Below are 20,990 nucleotides of genomic sequence, written 5' to 3' on the forward strand. Positions count from 1 at the left end.
TCTTCTCGCTAAATATGGGAGCCAATAAAGTAACCGATTGTGATAAACAATACACTCCAAATCAAAGCAACAACACTACATAACAAGACGTATTTTTTGAAGGGAATCTTTGTTATGCCTGCTACGTATCCGGACACATGTCTGACCCCCGGAATAAAGTAAGAAAACACGATAGCCCAGTCTCCATACTTAACAAACCATCTTTGTACTTTTTCAAATCGTTTTGGTGTCATTCCAACCCATTTACCATATCTCTCAACAATGTGGAATCCTACTTTACTGCCTATTAAATAACTAATTATCATACCTAAAACTGAACCAACAAAACTAAAGAGTATCGCGAGCATAAAATTCATTATTTTTACTGAAACTAAATAACCGACAAAGGTCATTAATGCTTCATCTGGGACCGGAAGTCCCAAAATACCACCAGCTAATAGTACAGTAATCGCTACGTAACCATACTGGCTAAGAAAATCAGTTATATAATCAACCATACAAACCCCACTTAACTATTTCTTTAATGATATAAGGAAAAGGAAATGCGATTGATGCCCATTCTTTAAAATGTACTATCGCAATTCAAGTTGATAAGACACGATGATAAAAAGCAACCAACAAAAAACGAGTACCAGAATTGAGCTATCTAGTCTAGTACTCGTTCGATACTTTTAACATTAAATTGAAGTCTCTAAAACCCCAATACAGTCTATATTATTCTTTAGAAATATGATTAACCCATAAAGCAATTCCCACAATTCCACTAATAATTACAAAAGAAAAAAGAATAATAATTAACATATATGTGCCCTTTCCTTAGTCTTTGATAAGGTACCGTGCAGCTGATAGAGCATGTGTACGAACGATGTGCAGTAACTCTTCAATGGTTACAGACTCGTTTGCTGCACTACATTCATTCCCGTCGGGCCCATACCAGAAGGCTGGTGTTCCACGATAACGCCAGTAACTACAATCAGAAATCGCAACATCGGGAACCATCTCTGGCCTTATCCATCCTAAATTCTCTACCGTCTCCTGCAAGATATGGGCCATCTCACTGTCTGGATCAGAAATATCTGCTGGACTATCGCCATCCAATTGGATTTCTGCTTCCGGATAGCGAGCTATAATGTCTTGGGCGTGCGAGTAAACCAACTGAGAATCAGCTCCGACAGGAAGAACGACCGTTACTGAAAACTTGCAATCAGGTGAAATGACACTTGGGGAACTTCCACCTTGAATTGTACCCACATTAACCGTGATTAACGGCAATATATCAGCTGCTCCCTCGCCACGTAACTCGTCATAACGCTTGTACCGTTTCGGATCTGCAAGTATATCCGTGATGGACGATGACACGTTGACCTCGATCTTTTCCAACTCATCAAGGTCATGAATGATATCCGTTGCAATCCGGATAGCGCTTTTACTTTCGTTTGAATACCCCGAGATGGCACCACGTGTCGCTACCTGTACAGTGAATTGCATATATCCTTTCGATGCAAATGAAATTGCATCTGTTCCGGATGGTTCGGCGGAAAGCACGACGTCAGCCTCCATTTCGCTCTCGATCTGCTCGAACATATATCCCGTGCCACGTCCATAACCAGTCTCTTCATCAGAGACAACAGTGATCGATAGCTTACCCTTCAGCTGGTCGCGTAACTGGGACAGATAGGAGTATGCAAAGAGCATGGCTGTCACACCCGCCTTCATATCGGATGTCCCCCGCCCCCATACCCGTCCATCTGCAATCTTTCCACTCCATGGATCGTCAGTCCATCCTGGCTCATCGCCAGCCGGCAATACATCGATATGCCCATTGAACATCAGATGCCGCCCCTCACTAGGTAACTGAATCGAAGAAATAATGTTAGGCATGGTTTCTTCTGCGTTAACTTCCTTGTACGTAAGCCCTTCAGAATCAAGAAAACGTTGAACCAATGCCATCGCCTGTCGTGTATCTCCCGGTGGGCTTGGAGTCTCGCATTGGACAAGACGCGAGAAGAGATTCACAATTTTCTCTTCATCACGCTCGACCCACTTGATGATCTGATTCCGAATTTGCTCCAGTTGATAATCCATATTTTTATCTCCTTTGTGTGTTAGATAGAAAATGAAGTAAGTGATCACTGATTAACTTTGTACAAACTTGTTTCTAGCTTTAGACGTACGGTTAAAATCGTGCATGAAATTGTCAGAATCGCAGCGATCAAATAAGCACCCACTAAATCTATTTGGTTCACGATAAAACCAGAACTTGCACTCCCTAGCAACATACCACCCATCATGAGTGGCATAATAATCCCATTGGTCCTTCCAATGTATTCTGCCTGTACTTCTTTAATCATCATTGCACTAAAGACCACCTGGAAAAACGCCGTGGTTATTCCCGATAAAGCTCTGGCACTACCAGTCAAGATCGGCCAAATCGACAACACCTCTACTAAAGTAATAATCCCCCATGAAATTAGGGTAGAGGTGATTATAATTCGTCTATGGCGGTCAATCCATTTCGTGAATATTGCTGCCAATGTTCCACCAACTAACATTCCAACGCCTTCTGAAGCAGCAAACCACTGGACATTCTCCTTAGGCAAGCCTAGGCGTTCCATGGTTACAAAAACATCTAGGGGCTGGGTTATTCCCATTGCAAGGCCAGATATTAAGAACATAGCAGCAATCAATTTCAAGTTGGTATTCCCCATGACATACTTAAGGCCTTCCTTGATATCACTGATTGCTGATCCTTTAGATGCTTTTTTCACTTCGGAAGAAGACGGCAGGAATAACTGGATAAGTGCAGCGACCATAAAGATAATAAACAACATGATAATTGAGAATTTCACACCAAATTGAGAGTACACAAATGTACCTAGAACAGGGCCGAAAATTGTAAATATAGCCAGTAAACTTTGGTTAATACCAATGGCAGTTCCAACAGATTCAGTTGGGATATGTTTTTTAAATAGAACTGCTGATGAAGGTTGAGAAAACTGGCTGACAATGGCTGAAATAACGGTTGCTGCAAAAACAGCCTGCCACATGCCAACCGAAATTAACAGCAGGATTAATAACATCGATAATGCGCTTAATGTATCTCCTAGAATCACTGTTTTTTTAGGTTCCCAGCGGTCTGCAAATGTACCACCTATGAGAGAAAAAACAAATATCGGCAAATACTCTAATGCTGTGAGCATAGATACAGCAGTCGGATTATTATTGGTCTGCTCCATAATATAAAAGAGCAAAGCCATATTTCGAATCCAAATACCCATCTGCTGTAGGAGATCAGCTCCTACAACAATAAGAAACACTTTATTTTTGAGAAGGGAATTCATTTACTGCACCTCTGACTACTGGATGGTGAATGATAAAAATAATATGATTTCAGAACAAATAATCTATACTGCTTAAATGTCGATTCATCTCTCTACTCTGAAATTCCTGTCCGTGTAGATCTTAACTTCTTACTTTTCAGCAGATATAACCTTACGATATATCATTGTTCCCAGAACCTCGCCGTCCGAAAAATCGTGTACATGTTGCTCAACTTTCTCAAACCCTTTTATATGATAATACGTGTGATTACAAGTGGTATCGGTCCAAAGGTATAGCGTCTTCCCTCCTTCACGGCGACAGATTTCTTCCAAATGATTCAATAAAATACTGCCGCTACCTTTCTGAGTGCTAATTAAAAAGCTGATTTTGATATCGCCTGGTTGCACATGCTTCGTGAGGGCCTTTGCATATTCTGTAAAATACTCTTGGTACTCTCGTGCAATCTTTTGCTCACGCTCAGAGAAGTATTTGACATGCTCGTTATACCAAATATCTGCTTGATTCTCGTCGTATGGTTTCGCTACCAGAAGATATGCTGCTGGTTCAGGGTCTTTATAGCCATAAGAGTATTGATAATCCACTTGATCCACTCGAATGCTGTATTCTGTAATAAAACGCTTAAATTCTTCTGTTTCACCTTCTAAATGATCACCCCAAAACTCGTAGGCCATTTGAGCCACAACATCGATATCTTTTTGTTCCACTACAAATATATTTTTCATTTTTATTCTCCTTCAATTGTTAGTTTGGAGGGGATATTTCGAGTGTGACAATGAATTCCGCCTCCATAGATGTTTAGAGCGAGCGCGTTAATTTGCACAATACGCTTCCCAGGAAATGCGGTCTGTAGCACCTGAAGCGCTACTTCATCCTTTTCTTTCATTTTCTGGGACAACCCTTCCTCGTAATACTTTTGCGCTACCACTACATTGTTAGCTATTAAGAAGTTACAATAACTCATCGCTGGCAGTACATTAATGGGAGCCTCTGGGAAAGCTGTGCCGTCCATCAGTACTCCGCCTACCTCATCCTTGTTTTCGTCGCCCCAAAGCATTTGATACGCGTCATCTTCGGGAAAAAGATCAATGTAGATCGGCTCCGGTACTGGCATTTTTAGAACTCTATATGGTTTTCCTTCATGATTTTTAGCTGAGTGTATCGTCTCATAGGCTTGATCTAGCCGCTCTTTGTTGAGAGCATGTAATTTACTCAAACTCGCCTCTTCATCGGTCACGTGTGCAATCAGAATGGTATTCTCATCTGTGAACCGGCAAATCTCATCAATGTGTCCATTCGCAGTCGCAGAGCGGTAGGAACCAAACGATCCATTATCTGAGGGGATTGGGCCCATAAAAGAATACTCATCGTCATACGAACCTTGTGGCAACCAAATGATTTGGTCAAGGTTGAATATCTTCTTAAGTTCTGATTCAACTTCATGGAACGTTTTATCCGGATTACGTTTGTCGATTTCGGTTTCACGCACAGCCATCATTGTGCCCTTTCCATTAAATTCCCGATCGCCACCCTCGCTTATCAGAGTGGAATAGGTCGTATTATCGATACGGGCTTGCTTTCCGTGAAACTGTCCAAATTCCCGCAAGAGCTGAGAAAGTTCATCCTCTTCTGCATAGTAGCCATACATATCAAAACGGAAATCCACTCTTTTTCTCCCGCCTTGGTTACCTACCATAACCTCAGCTCCAAAATCGCGTGGATAGAAAATAATACTAGGGAACAATGAAAATTGGATGGAGGCAACGTCAATGTTATGCTCAGATAATTCACCTATTGCCCGTCTTTTTACGTCCTCATCATAACAACAGATCATGATCTTAACTTCGCCTTCAAGTGCTTGCACCACTTCAACACTGCAACGGTCTAGATTCAGTTCTGGAGTCGCAAAGGGAACTATGGGCCAAATGAGAAGAACGGATTCTTGACTCTCAAATTCCCCTACGGCTCTAAAGATCTCCATATCTTTACTCTCCTTCTATCGCAGTATATATGTCACTTCTGCTTACAATTGATAGTATAAAGTATGGAGTAACCCCATAGTAAAGAGGTGATTTCAAATATGAGCAGTAAACACTAAATTCCTTAAACAGTTCAATACTTTATACTTTGCAATTTCTAGCTTCGAGAACAATTTAAATTTTTAATTCCAAGATCGACTTTTAAGAAACAAAAAAACCGCCACCCTGTTAAAATGCCGGGAAGCGGCCTTAGATTACTGTTAGTATTGGGTATATCTTATAGTGGCAATTTCATGGAACAATTTTCAGGAATGGTAATTCCCTTTCCTACATAACGAAGCAGTCGCGTTTAATAACATCTTAAGGTAATGTGATTGGTATAACCAAAAGACTGCTGATCTCTTTTAAGACCACAGCCATTTGGTTATACCCTATTGATCAATGATTCAAAACTTTTACTTGTCTATAGGCTTATTTAGGTGTAATAAGTTGCTGTAATTCGGTAGCCCAAAGTTCCCGTGGATTAGGATGGGCCACGATATAATACTCACGATATACCTCCTGCGGTCGGTAGCCATGTCTGCCTATCCATCGACGAAGTTTGTTCCAAGTTGCTTCGGTGGATTCGGAACCACGGTGGACCGTCGTTACAGCCGATTCAAGACTAGGAAGTTCGATGACCTCATATCCTTCTCCAGAGACCACCTCTGGTCCGACAGGGTATGCGGCGGACACAATTAGTTCATATCCATTACCTTCCTCATCCTCTTCAAAGGTAGCAAGCGGCACGACACCGACACTCACCCCTGCTTCATTAAGGCTATAGTATAGCTGATCGAACAACGGCCCTATGATAGAATCGACGTCGTTGAAACTTTTTGCCTTTGCCGTAATTCGGGCAACGCGGAGAGACGGCAGCGATTTGATTTCCGGTTTCTGGATAACTTTTTTCGTTTTTGTTTCAGATCCATTAGATTCTTCTGAACTGATTTCTTTTTTATCCATTCCATCTATTGGGCTTTGGTTAAGATACTGCACTGCCGCTAGTGCATGCGTACGGACAAGGTGAAGCAGTTCTTCTATTGCTACTGATTCGTTTGCTGCACTACACTCGCTTCCGTCCGGACCATACCAAAAGGCCGGTGTTCCTCGGTAACGCCAATACCGGCAGTCCGAAATGGCTACATCGGGTACCATTTCCGGTTTGGCCCATCCTAAACCCATTACCGTCTCCTGTAAGATTTGGGCCATCTCACTATCCGGATCAGAAACATCAGCCGAATCCACGCCTTCCAATTCAATTTCTGCTTCGGGGTAACGAGAGATAATGTCTCTTGCTTTCGAGAAAACTACGTACGGATCAGCCCCGACCGGAAGAACTACTGATACCGAGAAATTACACTCAGGAGAGATGACACTCGGTGAACTGCCTCCCTGAATTGTACCAACATTAACCGTAATTAACGGCAGAATACTAGCAGCCCCAGCGCCTCTTAGCTTATCGTAACGCTCATGACGTTGTGGATCGGAGAGAATATCTGTGATGGAAGAAGGTACGTCTACCTTGATACCTTCCAACTCGTCAAGTTCACGTATAATGTCGGTAGCAATCCGGATCGAACTTTTACTTTCGTTTGGATATCCCGAGATGGCTCCTCGAGTCGCAACCCTAACAACAAATTGCATATAGCCTTTCGAAGCAAATGAAATAGTATCTGTTCCGGATGGTTCGCCAGTTAGCACACAGTCTGCTTCCATCTCACTCTCGATCTGTTCAAACATGTAGCCGGTGCCGCGCCCGTAGCCGGTTTCTTCATCTGAGACGAGGGTAAGTGATAGTTTGCCCTTCAGTTGATCACGTAACTGAGATAGATAGGAATATGCAAACAGCATGGCTGTTACCCCTGCCTTCATGTCAGATGTACCGCGTCCCCATACTCGTCCGTCTTCGACCTTTCCACTCCATGGATCATCTGTCCATCCAGGCTCATCGCCAGCGGGCAGTACATCGAGATGCCCGTTGAACATCAGATGTCGACCCTCTTTGGGCATTTGAACTGAAGAAATGATGTTTGGCATGATCTCTTCTGCATTGACTTCCTTATACGTAAGCCCTTCAGCATCGAGGTGGCTCTGAATCAGTGCCATCGCCTGACGGGTATCTCCCGGAGGACTCGGTGTTTCACATTGAACGAGACGAGAGAAGAAATCGACGATCTTCTCCTCGTCACGCTCAACCCACTTCATAATTTGATCACGAATTTGCTCCATCTGAATTTTTCTCCTTTGTGTGCTGGATCAATCACAATATTAAGCTTTGCAACGCGTCCACACTACTTCTTTTTGATATTCATACTGACACTGACTTATAAGGACAATCCTGTCCCTAAGTGCTTGTCTGTACATTAAGTAGTGTAAAGTATGGAGTAACCCCATAGTAAAGAGAAAGTTTTAATTAAAATTAAACCGATTGAATCATTATACATAACTGGTGAATCACATTAGCAAATTTCCGAGTTACATACTATTACATGCATTGCTGTATAACCGGCTAAAATTGATGCTCCATATCATACTAAGCTTTGAGAACTATAGTCTAAGAGCGGTATATAGATTTATAAAATAAGAAAACAAACCGTTCATTGTATGTCTTGTGTGAACTTTATTCCAATCAAAACTATCATTAGATTTGAATGTCGTTCCCTTTTCATCAAGACACAAAAATTACAAGAGATCAACTTATAATGAAATAATATCCTACGCCTACTAATAAAGGAGTGAAGTTAAATGCGTAAACGAAGATTAACGGAGAAGATAGAGGTTGTTAAAAGCTGTTTTCCTAAATGGGTCACTGCTAGTATTATCCTTTCACTTATGGGAGTTTCGACTGGATATGCTGATTCACCTGTGACCAGCAAAAAAACTGCAGCACTCTTTACTTTCGAGTTACAAGAGGCCACGATTGATCAGATGCAAGATGCGATGAAATCAGGAGCGTTATCCAGTGTCGAACTCACCGCCTTGTATCTAAACCGGGTTTTTGCCTATGATACCAACGGTATTCAGCTGAATTCTATCCCCGTTCTGAACCCTAATGTATTTAAAGAAGCAGCAGAGGCTGATCGGATGAGAGTTCATGGCATTACAACTGGGGCGTTGCAAGGCATCCCCTACACGGTTAAAGACAGCTACCAGGTGAAGGGCCTTACGGTTGCATCTGGATCTCCTGCATTTAAAAACCTGACGGCAAAGTACGATGCCTTTACTGTAGAAAAGATTCGTGAGTCCGGAGGGGTTCTCATAGGCAAGACAAATATGCCGCCAATGGCTGCAGGGGGGATGCAACGGGGCGTATATGGTCGCGCAGAAAGTCCTTATAATAAGGATTATTTGGCTGCAGCTTGGTTCTCTGGTTCATCAAATGGTTCTGGCGTCTCAACAGCAGCCAACTTTGCCGCCTTCGGAATGGGTGAAGAGACCGTATCTTCTGGAAGATCACCGGCATCTAACAATGGTCTAATTGCCTATACTCCTTCCCGCGGTCTCATTTCTATTCGCGGTAATTGGCCCCTATTCCCCGTGCGTGATGTCGTTGTTCCACATACTAGAACAATGAAGGATATGTTTCGTTTGCTTGACATCATCGTTGTAGAAGATAAAATCACCAAAGGCGATTTCTGGCGCGATCAGAGTGCTGTACAACTCCCTTCCGTCAAAAGCGTACGCCCGAAATCCTATTCAGAACTACAAAATACCCAAGCATTGAGAGGCAAACGCATCGGCGTTCCAAAAATATATATTGGACAAGACTATGGCGGCACGGACCCCATTAAAGTCAGGCCTTCTATTTTAGCTTTGTGGGAAGAAGCCGCAAAGGATTTAACTGCTCTTGGGGCTGAAATCATTGAAGTTGACTTCCCACTGCAGTCAAATGCCGAACAGGATCGGGTAACCTCTAAAACTCCTGAAGAGCGTGGTTTAATGCCTAAGAACTGGATCGATAACGAGTTTGGACTGCTTCATCCTTATGCTGCTGAAGAATTTCTCAAAAGTGTAGGAGATCCGAATTTTCCATCGTGGGCTAATATTGATCCTGTAACTGTATTTCCAAATCCGCCAGGTTCAGTAGACGCCAAACGGGACCGTGACCTTGCAGATTATGATGAGTTAATTGAGACGGTTAAAAAAGGAGTCACACCCTATAATCAAATTCCACAGTTTAACGAAGCACTCCAGGGACTAGAGAAAGTTCGTAAGATTGATTTTGAAGATTGGATGAAAGAGCATAACCTCGATTTCATTGCATTCCCGGCAAATTCAAACATTGGTAAGGCAGATGCTGATGTGAATGAGACTTCTTATGAAGAAGCTTGGGAGAATGGAAACTTTTATTCCAATACAAATTATTTACTGCGGGAGTATGGGATACCAAGTGTATCTGTAAGCATGGGTGTAATGAAGGATACCGGAATGCCGGTTAATCTGACCATGGCTGGTGCAGCATACAGTGACAATGATCTATTACAATACGGTTACGCCTATGAGCAAGCGACCAAAAATCGCCCAATCGCAACGCGTACCCCTCCATTTGAAGATGAAGCCATTTCTTATAATTCGGAAAGAACCCTTTTGCCCTCTAAGCGTAAGGAAAAAAATATCCCAATACTCACGCTAAATACTACGTTGAAAGAGAACAAACTTTCAATAAGCGGATCAGTTACTGATCAAAGTCCTATTACACAGCTTCGAGTCTATGTGAATGGTATTCGTACTAGTATCAAAAATAATCAATCATCTTGGTCATCATCAATATCGGTAGACAAATACAAACAAGTTGGTGCATTTAAAGCAGATAATCTGTATGTCCTAGTCTTAGCTAAAGATATTCATGGTAACACATCAGCTAAGTTTACTACCGTTAGTTTGAGTCACTAGCTGAATTGTACGGTCGAAATCCCTTTTAGCGTAAAGTAATTGAGAGACCTGACATTTGTCAGGTCTCTCAATTACTTTCTTATCCCTATACTCTTTCTAATGTAAACCAAAAACACACACCATTAACCGTATTAGATACACCGTAGGTTTGGCCATGCTCTTCCACAATTTGCTTCACAATGGCAAGACCTAGACCTGAGCCATTTATATTTCGGTTTCTACCCTCTGTCACTTGATAAAACCGGTCCCATATTAGGTTTAGATGCTCTTCAGGTATTGGAGTCCCCTGATTCTGTACGCTGATTCGTATGGTTCCGATTGTAAGCTCTTCAACTCGTATAGTAATTATACTTCCAGGGGAAGCATACCGGATTGCATTACTTGACAGATTTAACATTACACGCTCCACAAGTGAAGGATCGGCATACACCATATAGTCACGCTTCATTTGCAAAGTAAGGCGGAGATGCGTTTCTGATAGACGAGCTTCCATCAGTCTGCATATGCGTTCCATAATCTCAAGCAAATGAAATTCATCAGGTTGAAAAAAGTTCATTGCAGAATCATACCGTACTAGCATCAGCATGTTCAGGATTAGTGTTTCCATCCGTTCGCACTCATCGATAATCGTTTCGGTATACAATTCTCTCCTTTCTTCAGCTACACGATCTCTCAGCCCTTCAGCGTAACTTCGAATAATAGACAGTGGTGTTTTAAGCTCATGGGAAATATCAGAAATGAATGCCTGTTGTATACGTTCAACTTCTTCCTTTAGCTCAATGTCCGATTGTAACTGGCTGTTCATGGCTCGCAGCTTTAATAAAGCTGCACCTAACTTCAATGCTAGACTGTTGAGGTTTCGTGACAGTACCCCAAATTCATCTTTACGTTGCAACGGCTTCGTGGCTGTGAAATCCATACGCTCTAATCGAATGGCCATATCATTGATGGATAGCAACGGTTTTGCAACGATTCGCGAATAAAATATGGAAAGAAAAACTATAAGGATAATCCCTATAAAACCGAAGTAAAGATAATAGATTTTCAGTGACGCATATGTAGCTTCTAATTCAGCCACAGAAGAGACAACCAATACGATGCTTAATAAGGTGTCGTTCTGCATGATAGGGTGAAGCAGAATTAGGTTTTCAGCGTTACTCCAAAATTCAACCCATTCCTTCGTTATTGTATGACCTGATTCAAGCGTTCGCAACTCTGCATTGGTCAACGGAAAGTTGCCTGTGATTGCAAAGTTTAATACCCCCTCACGTATATTCCACTGATCCACTCGCGGCAAAACAATATAACTAATCTTACCAGTAAGTTTCTGCATACTTGTGAGTGAGTGTTCTGCTTTCCTGGATATTGCAGCACCGTGATTTTTAGTGATTTGTGTTGAATAGAACAGTTCTTCATTCCCCTCATACTGAAACAAGCCGGTTACAGAAATAGTATCCCCGACCTTCAATCCTGCATGTAATAAGTCCTCAGAATGCGGGTACATATACAAAGGTATTGCAATGACTTGTCCGTTCGCTAATGTGATATCAATTTTAAACGGATTATCAAACAGATAGTTTCCGTTACGATCCAAAACAGCAATCTGCGCCTCATTTTGGTTCATAAAATGCGAGACCACGCCAATCCTTTCAGCGTCATCCTTCTTGCTTTCATACTCCTCTGCAAATGCTGTTGTATTCGCCCTAAGTGCTTTGAATTCTCTATGTTTATAGAAATCTTCGAAGAACAAAAGCTGCCCTACTGACATGAGGAGAAATAGAACAATAAAAACAAAGGAAGTCAGGAAGAAAAGCTTAACTACCACTCTTCTACCTTTCATAACTTCACCGCAAATTTATACCCATATCGGGGTACAGTTTGAATTAAATCAGCTTCATCACCGATTTTGGCGCGCAATCGTTTAATTTGTGTGTCCACTACTCTAATATCGCCATCAAAATTATAACCCCAGATTTGATTGAGTATTGATTCGCGACTTAGTACAATCCCACGATTTTTAATGAAATATAATAATATGTCAAATTCTTTCGGACCCAAAGATACGATCTTCCCGTTCACTTCTACTTCATGTGCCAAGCTATTTATCGCCAGACGGGTTCCTGTTATAGCGGTTTTGCTTGCAGAAAAGACACCATCTATACGATCTAAGAGAGAGTTAGCCTTGGCTACGAGTACCTTAGGACTAAAAGGCTTACCAATATAATCATCAGAGCCCATTTCATATCCTCGGAGCTTGTCCTCATCCTCAGCTTTAGAAGTCAGCACAATAATTGGAATGTTGGATTCCCGTCTTATTGTACGGCATAGATCCCAACCATCCATAACAGGCATCAAGATATCAGTTATCACCAAATCGATTTCATTTTCCGCTAACCGCTCAATGGCATCTCGGCCATTTTCCGCTTCGACAACATACCAATTCGCTTGTGAAAAGTAATCTGTAATGACCATTCTTAGTCTTGCTTCATCTTCAACAATTAGTAAAGTTCGCTTTCTCATTTCATTGCCTCCCATAACGGTAGACTCAGGATGTTGTGGTACATTTTATTACACAAATTTCGAATAAACAAGATAAAATTAAAAGCACATTATATTAAATGAGAAATACAAGTCAGTTTACATGCCACAAAAATGCCACAACAGCAAATTATAATCTACATTATCACACGTTGTGGTAATCCAACATACGGAGGTTCTTATGAAAAGAGTTATACATTCAATGCTAACTGTAGGTGTAGTCAGTGCATTATGCTTCCCAAATGTACTTCATGCACAAGAGAACCTGGCCGATTATAAGCCAATGTCTATTTCAAAACGATCTAATTTCGGCTACACTTACCCTGCTGAATGGGAAAAGCAGAAATCAGTATGGCTGGCATGGTCAGGAATACGTGATGCAAATAAAGTATCTGTTCAGATTATTGCTGCACTTCATCAGAATGTTCGCATCGACCTCATTATCAAAGACAAGGCAGCTCAGAAAGAAGCTGTTACTTGGTTGAAATCCTATAATATCGATCAATCCAAGGTGAAGTTTCATATCTATGAAGGGGCGGATATATTTATCCGTGACCCAGGACCCCTCTTCTTGAAAACCGCTGATGGAAAACCTCTAATTGCTGATTTTAACTGGAATGGTTACGGAATTGAAACAACAAGATCCCCCTATGCACTTTCACTTGGGGGTATCGATAAATTAATGGCTAAAAAACTAGGAATTAAAACTATTACCTCCAGTGCTGTCGCAGAAGGCGGGGGGCTAGAAGTAAATGGAGAGGGAGCTCTTCTCACCTTCAAAGATACGGCCTTACAACGGAACCCTGGAAAAACCCTTGCGGAAATTGAATCGGAATATCTGCGAATGTATGGACAAAAGAAGGTGATTTGGCTGGAAAGAAGTCCATTACAGGATCGCAGATCACCAGATGACAAACCATTAATAGACAACTACTTCGGCGCAGGAGCAAACGGACACGTAGATGAAGTGGCTAGGTTTATCAACCCAAACACCGTGCTTGTTGCTGCGTATCCTAAATCTGCCTTAAGTAGTCACCCGCTAGCAAAGTCTGATTATCAAGTTTATGAGGAAGTAGCCGAAACGTTGCGTAACGCAACAGATGCTAACGGGAAACCTCTTACCGTTATACAAGTAGAAAATCCTGATTTAGCTCATTTTTGGAAGGAAAGTACGGTCCCGAATAACGATGTTTATTATCAGCAGTTCGGCATCAACCCAGGAGAAACCATTTATCAAGTTCCAGCTGTCAGCTATATGAACTTTCTTATCTCTAATCAGGTAGTTCTTATTCCAAAATATTGGAAGAAAGGGTTGCCGGAGAGTATCAAGAATTTGGATAATCAATTCAAGAAATTAATGCAGTCTTCTTTCCCAGGATACAAGATTGTCCAAATTGACCCACTAGCCGTTAATTTTATGGGAGGCGGCATGCACTGTATCACTCAACAAATGCCGACATACTAAGCAAAAACTAGAAACACAATTTGCAGGGGTTTCGTAGCTAATCTTTAAGTTCAAATCACCAGAAGAAAATAACGAATCTAATTTCATTCAGAAATATGAATACAAGATATCAGCTTTTAGAGCTTGAAAACAAATTAACACATGAATCTTTAACCTAAGATGGATATATTCTAATAAACAATAAGCTATATGTTCATTAGAAAAACAGCGACAAGCTTGGTAATAAATACATGCGCCGCTGTTTTTCTGTACTTAATTGATTCTATTAAAGTTCAGGTAACCATTTCAAGTGAATTATTCAGACCACAGTAATATCAAATAAATCGATATTTCACTCGACATTTATGTAATTAATATATTGTTCCACTCTTTAACTATGTGTGACTACTTTATTGATTTTATGTATAAGTGTTATAAGTCATCCACAAAATAACCGTAGTGCTCATCTAGAAGTACTATATAATTAAGCAAGAGGATACATTGCTTCAAGTTCTAAATTTAGCATAAAGGAAAGTGATACAGTGGGTATGTACAATCACCACGGAAGAATAGAAAAAGTTGATGATACAAGTTTTGGATATACCCTTTCACTTGTTGGTGGGAAATGGAAGATGGTTATCATGTACCTTCTTTCGGAGAATCAAATTGTTCGTTATAACGAGTTAAAGAGAATGATTGGAAGGATTACGCACAAGACACTCAGTGACCAACTCAAAGAATTAGAAGCCAGTGGATTAATATGCAGAAAGGAATATCCTCAGGTTCCGCCTAAAGTTGAATACTACCTTTCGAGTAGAGGAGCTTCCCTAATTCCAATTTTAGACGCTATGTGTACATGGGGAGATAGCAACCGTGTAAGTCATACTGATAATAAAGTTATTCCACCGAATTAAGTTTATCAAAAAGTCCCCCTTCCTATGAAGTTAGTATAGGAGGGGGACTTTTGATTAAGAGTATCAGATACATATTATTTCATTAGAAATGTGTTCCTACTGATTTAAAATTGGTATTTCACTTAGGAGATTTTTTAAGTTTATAGAATCCCAAGGTAGATGTTCTGTTACACCTAACCCAACTACTTCCGTTTCTCCGGAGATTTCTTTGATTATATTGATTAATTGTGGGAAAAGCATTTCTCCCATTGGGAAATCGATTGGTTCTTTTGCTTCTGGATTGGCGAATAACAGAGATCTAAAAGCTTTTGGATCAAGTACATCTAAGTCAAGATGAATAGCTAGATGCTTAATGTTGTTTTCCTTAATCCATTCTTTTATAGAGTCAGTACTCTTATCCAATTCTTTTGTTCCGGCAGCTCTGATACCCAGTCTTTCGATTAATTCATTTTCTTGATCTGAGGTTGCTCCTAAACCTGCCAAGAAGATTTTATTGGGATTAATAGGGATTTTCACCTCTTGTGCAAAATCCGGATGACCTTCCCCTATCAAATTACCTAGAACGATAGCATGAGCATTGTCATATCCATTTGGTGCAACTAGGTCACTGTGGGCATCGATATAAAGCAATGCTAATTCCCCACCGTATCGTTCATTTAAATAGGCAAATGGGGCTTGTTCGACTAAACAGTCACCACCAAACATGATAATACGATCCGGTTTATGAGCATTAATAATAAGCTCAGCAGACTTTAATTGATCCATTAGATGTTTTCTTCCTGGAATACCATTCTCTTTTTCAAGAGTAGTTCCATCGTGAGCATGAACGGGAACTCTAATAAGAGGTTGATCATCATTATCTGGAGCAAGCCAAGCAAGTAGCTCAGCTCCCAAAGTGTAATTAGGGTTTACTCCTCCTTGCCACTGTGGCATTAAAAGACGAATTGTTTTACTCATATATTAAACTCTCCTTTTTTGAACTACTCATACTGTACAACAACAATAAATTTCATGTAAGTACGCTCTTTTATGATAGATACTATCAATAATGATAGTGTTTACAAGTCCAAGTGAATGTGAATACTATAGGTGAAAATATAAAAGTCCATATCGTGTCCTCTAACTAAAGGCCACTTTATACCGGTAGATTCCCTCTCAATCTGCTTCAACAACTATATAGAGAATGAATGGCTGTTATCATTGAGCACTATCCAGTCATATGTATATATAAGGAATCTTTAGAAATAGACCGTTTTTACGCCGGAGGAGCTACTACAACGCTTTGAATCTAAAACCAGTTGCTTTTATGAATTATGACAGCCATCAGTACATTTGGTAGTATGTAGTATAGATTGACTCCATAGTAAAGAGGTAATTATCCATATGAATAGAAAACATGTAATCACTTTTTATACTGGCGAATTTGCTAAGCACTTCGGAATTAAAAAAGATACCTTGTTTTATTATGATAAAATCGACTTATTCCAACCGGCTGGAATAAGTGATAATGGTTATCGATTTTACACAATGCAACAGCTAGATACGTTTTGGGCCATTCAGTCTCTTAGAGCATTGAACTTCCCAATTAAAGATCTGAAAAGCTACTTCAAGGAACCCTCTCCAGATAAACTGACTCAACTTGCTAAAGATCAACTCTTCAAGGTGGAAGAGGAAATTAAAAAGCTAAAGGAGATTCAATGGTTCCTGTCCAAGTTGACATTCATTTCTGAAGAAATAGAAAACGCTGTAATCGGTAAAGTTATGATATCAGAGTTGCCGGCGGAATACGTATTGTATAGTGCACCAAATCCTCGTTCCGGTGATACTTCACATGAAGATTGGAATGCCGATTATGCTGATTTTCTAGAACAAACTGGAATGAAAGGACCCGCTTTCATTGGTTCTGTGACGAGCGAAGAAGACCTTATGCGAGGTCGATTTAACCGAGTTGATCGTTTGTTTATACACACCGAGTTGCCTGATGCAGAGTTAAAGCCTGGAGGTCTATATGCCATTCTTTATCATAAGGGGACCTATGAAAACATTCCGGAAGCTTATCCGTTCTTGCTGAATGAGGTTAGGAATCTTGGGTTAAAAATTTCAGGCAACGCGTATGAAGAATATTTAGTGACTGCACTGTCAACCAATAACGAAGAAGACTTTGTCACGAAAATTAGCATTGCGGTACAATAGAGACTGGTGCCTCGCGAACATTTTAAACATTTTTTCAGTATGCTACCTTGAATCAATCTTATGGTCATAGGACCACTTATTTCTACTCAAAAGAAACCCGCTACCCACACTTAGGTATTCATCTAATTGTTAAAAGGGGCCTGTTCTTTTCCATTTAGGTAATCTGAACAAGTGCATGTCCACGGCTTGTGACACGCACTTGTTCAGATAAAATATAAAAGCCACTTTAATGATTAAAATCCTGTCAAGTAGACAGTACTAAAAAGACGATATTTAAGCTGCGACCGTTTCCCGGTATTCTACCGGGGAACGGTCGTTTAGTTTTTTCTGAAATCGGTTTTGGTTGTAAAACAATATGTATTCGCTTACTTGCTGTTCAACCTCCGCTTTGTTTGCTGCTTTTTTCAAATAAATTTTCTCAGGCTTCAAATGAGAGAAGAAAGATTCAATACAGGCATTATCTAAGCAATTTCCACGCCTGAAATGACTACCTAGCATGCCGAGCTGGTTCAGTTTACGGTTAAAAGGCTTCGACGTATATTGAAATCCTTGATCCGAGTGTAGGATTACGCCACTCAGATCCACGTGCTGACGGAGTCTATCCAGTGTTTCATGAACCAAAGCAAGATCATTTCGTTCAGAAAGATGCCATGCAACAATTTCGTTATTGTATAAATCCTGAATAACAGAAAGATACACAAAGTGTTCTCCAGCACGAATATAGGTAATGTCCGTAACCAGCTTCGTTCGTGGCGTATCCGCCCGGAATTGGCGCTCCAGCCGATTCGGGTTCACCACAGAGGCTTGTTTTCCAAAGAATGGACGTTTTTTTCGAATGACAGAACAGATACCTAATTGTTTCATTAATCGGTACACCTTTTTGTGGTTGACTCGGAGGTCTTCCCGCCGTAAAGCTACGGTCCTTCGAAGATAACCAAAGTAGGGATGCACGCGATGGATGGCAAGCAAATGGGATTCTTGTTCCTGTTCCTTGTGTCTACGCTCGTTTGCCGCTGCTAAGCTTTTTCTCCACTTGTAATAACCCGAGCGGGAAACCGCAGCTAACTTCAAGAGCCAAACCAGACCATGGCGTGCCCGCAGGTCCTCAATGATTTGAAATCTGGCCGCTTTACTCGTCACTCCTTGTGTAGATTTGGATACTGCTTTTTTAAGTATTCAATCTCCGCCCGCAAGTACGCCATCTCTTCTTCCATACTGGAAAACTTGGTTCTAGGGCGTCCCCGTTTGGGCGTAGCAGGTTCCAGTTCCAGACTCATTCCCTGTTTTGCTTTTGCTGCCCACACTTGTACCTGAGATTTATTTTGAATATCTAAACGTGTCGCTACTTCACGTATACTCATATGTTCTTCATTGACCAGCCGGACTGCCTCCAATTTCAAATCCAAAGAGTACCGGGAATGTTTGTCCTTTTTTAGCCATGAAAAAATCCCCTTCGTTTAAATGATTAAGTTCATCTTAACAGATGTCTTTTTTCTCATGTCTACTAAAAGGGGATAATACCAAGATAGCGACTCTGTCTAACATCTTATGGTTGAACCGTCTGTTGACATGCATTTTTGAGAAAAAGAATACTATGACTTCTGGCTGACGAGCTGTCCGCCTATTTTACGGATTAGAGACAAGGCAGCTTGTTCTCCAGTTCTTTTAGTTGAACATCGTAGAGTGCCATCTTGTAGTTGATTTTCTCCAGGGTCTTGATGATCTGCATCAGCTGTTCCTCCACCTTGACCTTATGATCGGCCATCAGCTGCCTGCGTTTAAGAAGAGTGTTATCACCGTCTTGGAAGTAATCCAGATACTGCTTCAGATCGGCCAAAGACATCCCGGTCGAACGAAGCGCGACTATTGTCTCAATCCACTCAATGCTGGACTCATTGTAGCGGCGATTCCCATTCTCATTGCGCTCGGCGAAAGGCAGCACCCCCTGTTTCTCATAGAAACGCAGCGTATGGGTAGAAACACCTGTTTTTTGCGATACTTCCTTAACCGAATAGGACATGACAGATCTCCCTTGCCATAATGTTAGAGTAACTTTGATATATTGTACTACCGAATGACTGTGTATTCAATCCGGGAATCCCTGAAATAAAGGGTTCACAAACTGAGTGCCTCTAATTACAACCCCTTTTTTATGGATTTGACTTAGACAAAGCTCTAACCTCTATGCTTATAAAGCAAGCAAAACTTAAAGCTGAGAGGATGAATAAATAATGATTTCAACTAAGGTATGGTTTGTAACAGGCGCTTCCAAAGGGATGGGGCTGACACTGGTTAAAAAACTTCTGGCTGGGGGCGCTAAAGTTGCTGCTACATCCAGAACCGTGGCCGAATTGGAGCATGCGGCAGGCCGGCATGAGCACCTGCTTCCTATACAACTCGACCTTTCGGACGAGCAAGAGGTTAAAGAGGCGATTTCCGCTACTATTGAGCATTTCGGCAGTCTTGATGTTGTCGTCAACAATGCGGGCTATGGGCAGGTTGGAATTTTTGAGGAAATATCGGACGAATATGCACGCCGAAATTTCGAAGTGAATGTATTTGGCACCTTTAATGTAGTCCGTCAAGCCCTGCCTCAACTGAGACAGCAGAGATCGGGTCATATTATCAATTTCTCCTCGACGGCAGGCTTTTATGGTTTTGGAGGAAGTTCAATCTATGCGGCATCCAAATTTGCAGTCGATGGAATGAGTGAAGCGCTAGCGCAGGATGTTCAGCCCTTTGGCATACATGTCACGGCGGTGAAGCCGGGCTATTTTAGAACAAACTTTCTATCTAAGGGCTCAATGGGTGTGAATGCGACGAATCCCATCGAAGATTACAAGGCACAGCGGGAGGCCCAGGAGGCTGCCGTGAGTGCCTATGACAACAACCAGCCGGGAGACCCAGAAAAAGCGGTGGACCTTCTTATTCGTATCACCGATTCCCCCAATCCGCCGCTGCATTTGTTCCTTGGCAAAGATGCGTATGAGGTCGCCCGCAACAAAATCGCCATTGTGCAGAAGGAGCTGGAGGCATGGGAAAGCGATGCTACGGCAACTGATTTCAGCTGAATCAGCTTTCTATTTGTAAATAAAGGGGCCGGCTTCACCAGCTTGATAGCGTTGTCGGCCCCCTTGCAGGTTAGGGAACAGGCTCAATAGGCAGTCCATCACCCTTATTCATTACGATTATGATCAGCTCTATTATTCCTAAAGAGATACACAGTTCTAAACTTTTCCAAGCAGTGAAGCTGGACAATTACTCTTAACACCACGCTTCTCCACGATCCGACTGTATGTCCAACCTTCTTTCAGTCGCAGACGAACAGCCTCTATCTTCGTTTCTTCAATATATTGTTTAAAGGTCTGGCTTTTTCCGCTGGTATGGAAAAAATCCCTCTCCGGTTTGTTTTTAGAGAATTTCAGAATAAATTTTGAGATTCTTTAACAGACTCATTGAAAAGCCTGAATGACGGATTGTTTCTTGTAAGCATTTTTAATTGTTTAATATAAAGGATCCAATATTCATTTGAAGGATTCATACTCGTTTCAGTCGCTAAACTAGTGGAGGTCGTTCCATAACATTTGGTACTTAATGTAAGTGCATGCGCACATTGTTTAGATATACACCTATTCGACAATTGGGACA

15 protein-coding genes and 1 pseudogene are annotated in these 20,990 nt (G+C 41.3%); 5 read left to right on the forward strand and 11 right to left on the reverse strand.

Annotation, left to right across the window (positions count from 1 at the left end):
- Positions 1-8: 8 nt before the first annotated feature.
- The 6 genes from OM416_RS13690 to OM416_RS13715 all read right to left on the reverse strand — a co-directional run bounded on the left by OM416_RS13690 (position 9) and on the right by OM416_RS13715 (position 7,589).
- Positions 9-497, reverse strand: a complete 489-nt coding sequence (locus OM416_RS13690) for a DedA family protein (RefSeq protein ID WP_264930045.1) — start codon at positions 495-497, stop codon at positions 9-11.
- Between the two features lie 319 nt (positions 498-816).
- Positions 817-2,085, reverse strand: a complete 1,269-nt coding sequence (locus OM416_RS13695) for a M20 family metallopeptidase (protein WP_264930047.1) — start codon at positions 2,083-2,085, stop codon at positions 817-819.
- 44 nt (positions 2,086-2,129) lie between these two features.
- A complete protein-coding gene (locus OM416_RS13700) occupies positions 2,130-3,341 on the reverse strand; it encodes an MFS transporter (RefSeq protein ID WP_264930049.1) in 1,212 nt (403 codons plus the stop codon).
- A 129-nt stretch (positions 3,342-3,470) separates the two neighbouring features.
- Complete coding sequence (locus OM416_RS13705; RefSeq protein WP_264930051.1) at positions 3,471-4,064, reverse strand: hypothetical protein; 594 nt, start codon at positions 4,062-4,064, stop codon at positions 3,471-3,473.
- 2 nt (positions 4,065-4,066) lie between these two features.
- Complete coding sequence (locus tag OM416_RS13710; protein ID WP_264930054.1) at positions 4,067-5,320, reverse strand: agmatine/peptidylarginine deiminase; 1,254 nt, start codon at positions 5,318-5,320, stop codon at positions 4,067-4,069.
- A gap of 469 nt (positions 5,321-5,789) precedes the next feature.
- Entirely contained in the window at positions 5,790-7,589 is a 1,800-nt protein-coding gene (locus OM416_RS13715; protein ID WP_264930056.1) for a M20/M25/M40 family metallo-hydrolase, read from the reverse strand.
- A gap of 516 nt (positions 7,590-8,105) precedes the next feature.
- Between OM416_RS13715 and OM416_RS13720 the strand changes: the two genes are divergently transcribed.
- Positions 8,106-10,253: an amidase gene (locus tag OM416_RS13720; protein ID WP_264930058.1), complete on the forward strand. Its 2,148-nt coding sequence runs from the start codon at positions 8,106-8,108 to the stop codon at positions 10,251-10,253.
- 85 nt (positions 10,254-10,338) lie between these two features.
- On the opposite strand, the gene OM416_RS13725 is transcribed toward OM416_RS13720, so the two are convergent.
- Both OM416_RS13725 and OM416_RS13730 read right to left on the reverse strand, forming a co-directional pair.
- Positions 10,339-12,093 (reverse strand): sensor histidine kinase, encoded by a 1,755-nt coding sequence (locus tag OM416_RS13725; protein WP_264930060.1) that lies wholly within the window; start codon positions 12,091-12,093, stop codon positions 10,339-10,341.
- Complete coding sequence (locus OM416_RS13730) at positions 12,090-12,773, reverse strand: response regulator transcription factor (protein ID WP_264930062.1); 684 nt, start codon at positions 12,771-12,773, stop codon at positions 12,090-12,092. Before OM416_RS13730 ends, OM416_RS13725 begins: the two co-directional genes overlap by 4 nt.
- Before the next feature lie 199 nt (positions 12,774-12,972).
- Here OM416_RS13730 and OM416_RS13735 point away from each other — a divergent pair, with 199 nt between their 5' ends.
- Complete coding sequence (locus OM416_RS13735) at positions 12,973-14,256, forward strand: agmatine/peptidylarginine deiminase (RefSeq protein ID WP_264930064.1); 1,284 nt, start codon at positions 12,973-12,975, stop codon at positions 14,254-14,256.
- 521 nt (positions 14,257-14,777) lie between these two features.
- Positions 14,778-15,149 (forward strand): winged helix-turn-helix transcriptional regulator, encoded by a 372-nt coding sequence (locus tag OM416_RS13740; RefSeq protein ID WP_413775782.1) that lies wholly within the window; start codon positions 14,778-14,780, stop codon positions 15,147-15,149.
- 96 nt (positions 15,150-15,245) lie between these two features.
- On the opposite strand, the gene OM416_RS13745 is transcribed toward OM416_RS13740, so the two are convergent.
- Positions 15,246-16,106 carry an arginase family protein gene (locus tag OM416_RS13745; protein WP_264930067.1) on the reverse strand — a complete coding sequence of 287 codons (861 nt, stop codon included), beginning with the start codon at positions 16,104-16,106 and terminating at the stop codon, positions 15,246-15,248.
- A 426-nt stretch (positions 16,107-16,532) separates the two neighbouring features.
- Between OM416_RS13745 and OM416_RS13750 the strand changes: the two genes are divergently transcribed.
- On the forward strand, positions 16,533-17,342 hold the full coding sequence (locus tag OM416_RS13750) for a MerR family transcriptional regulator (RefSeq protein WP_264930069.1): 810 nt from the start codon (positions 16,533-16,535) through the stop codon (positions 17,340-17,342).
- A 273-nt stretch (positions 17,343-17,615) separates the two neighbouring features.
- Here OM416_RS13750 and OM416_RS13755 read toward each other — a convergent pair.
- Both OM416_RS13755 and OM416_RS13760 read right to left on the reverse strand, forming a co-directional pair.
- Positions 17,616-18,782 (reverse strand): annotated as a pseudogene (locus tag OM416_RS13755) (IS3 family transposase).
- 193 nt (positions 18,783-18,975) lie between these two features.
- Positions 18,976-19,362, reverse strand: a complete 387-nt coding sequence (locus OM416_RS13760) for a MerR family transcriptional regulator (RefSeq protein WP_264930071.1) — start codon at positions 19,360-19,362, stop codon at positions 18,976-18,978.
- A 211-nt stretch (positions 19,363-19,573) separates the two neighbouring features.
- On the opposite strand from OM416_RS13760, the gene OM416_RS13765 reads away from it, so the two are divergent.
- The gene (locus OM416_RS13765) at positions 19,574-20,413 is read left to right on the forward strand and encodes an oxidoreductase (protein WP_264930073.1); all 840 of its coding nucleotides are present in this window, start codon (positions 19,574-19,576) and stop codon (positions 20,411-20,413) included.
- The last annotated feature ends 577 nt before the right edge of the window (positions 20,414-20,990 follow it).

Origin of the sequence: Paenibacillus sp. LS1, assembly GCF_026013365.1 — a bacterium.
Lineage (GTDB): Bacteria > Bacillota > Bacilli > Paenibacillales > Paenibacillaceae > Paenibacillus.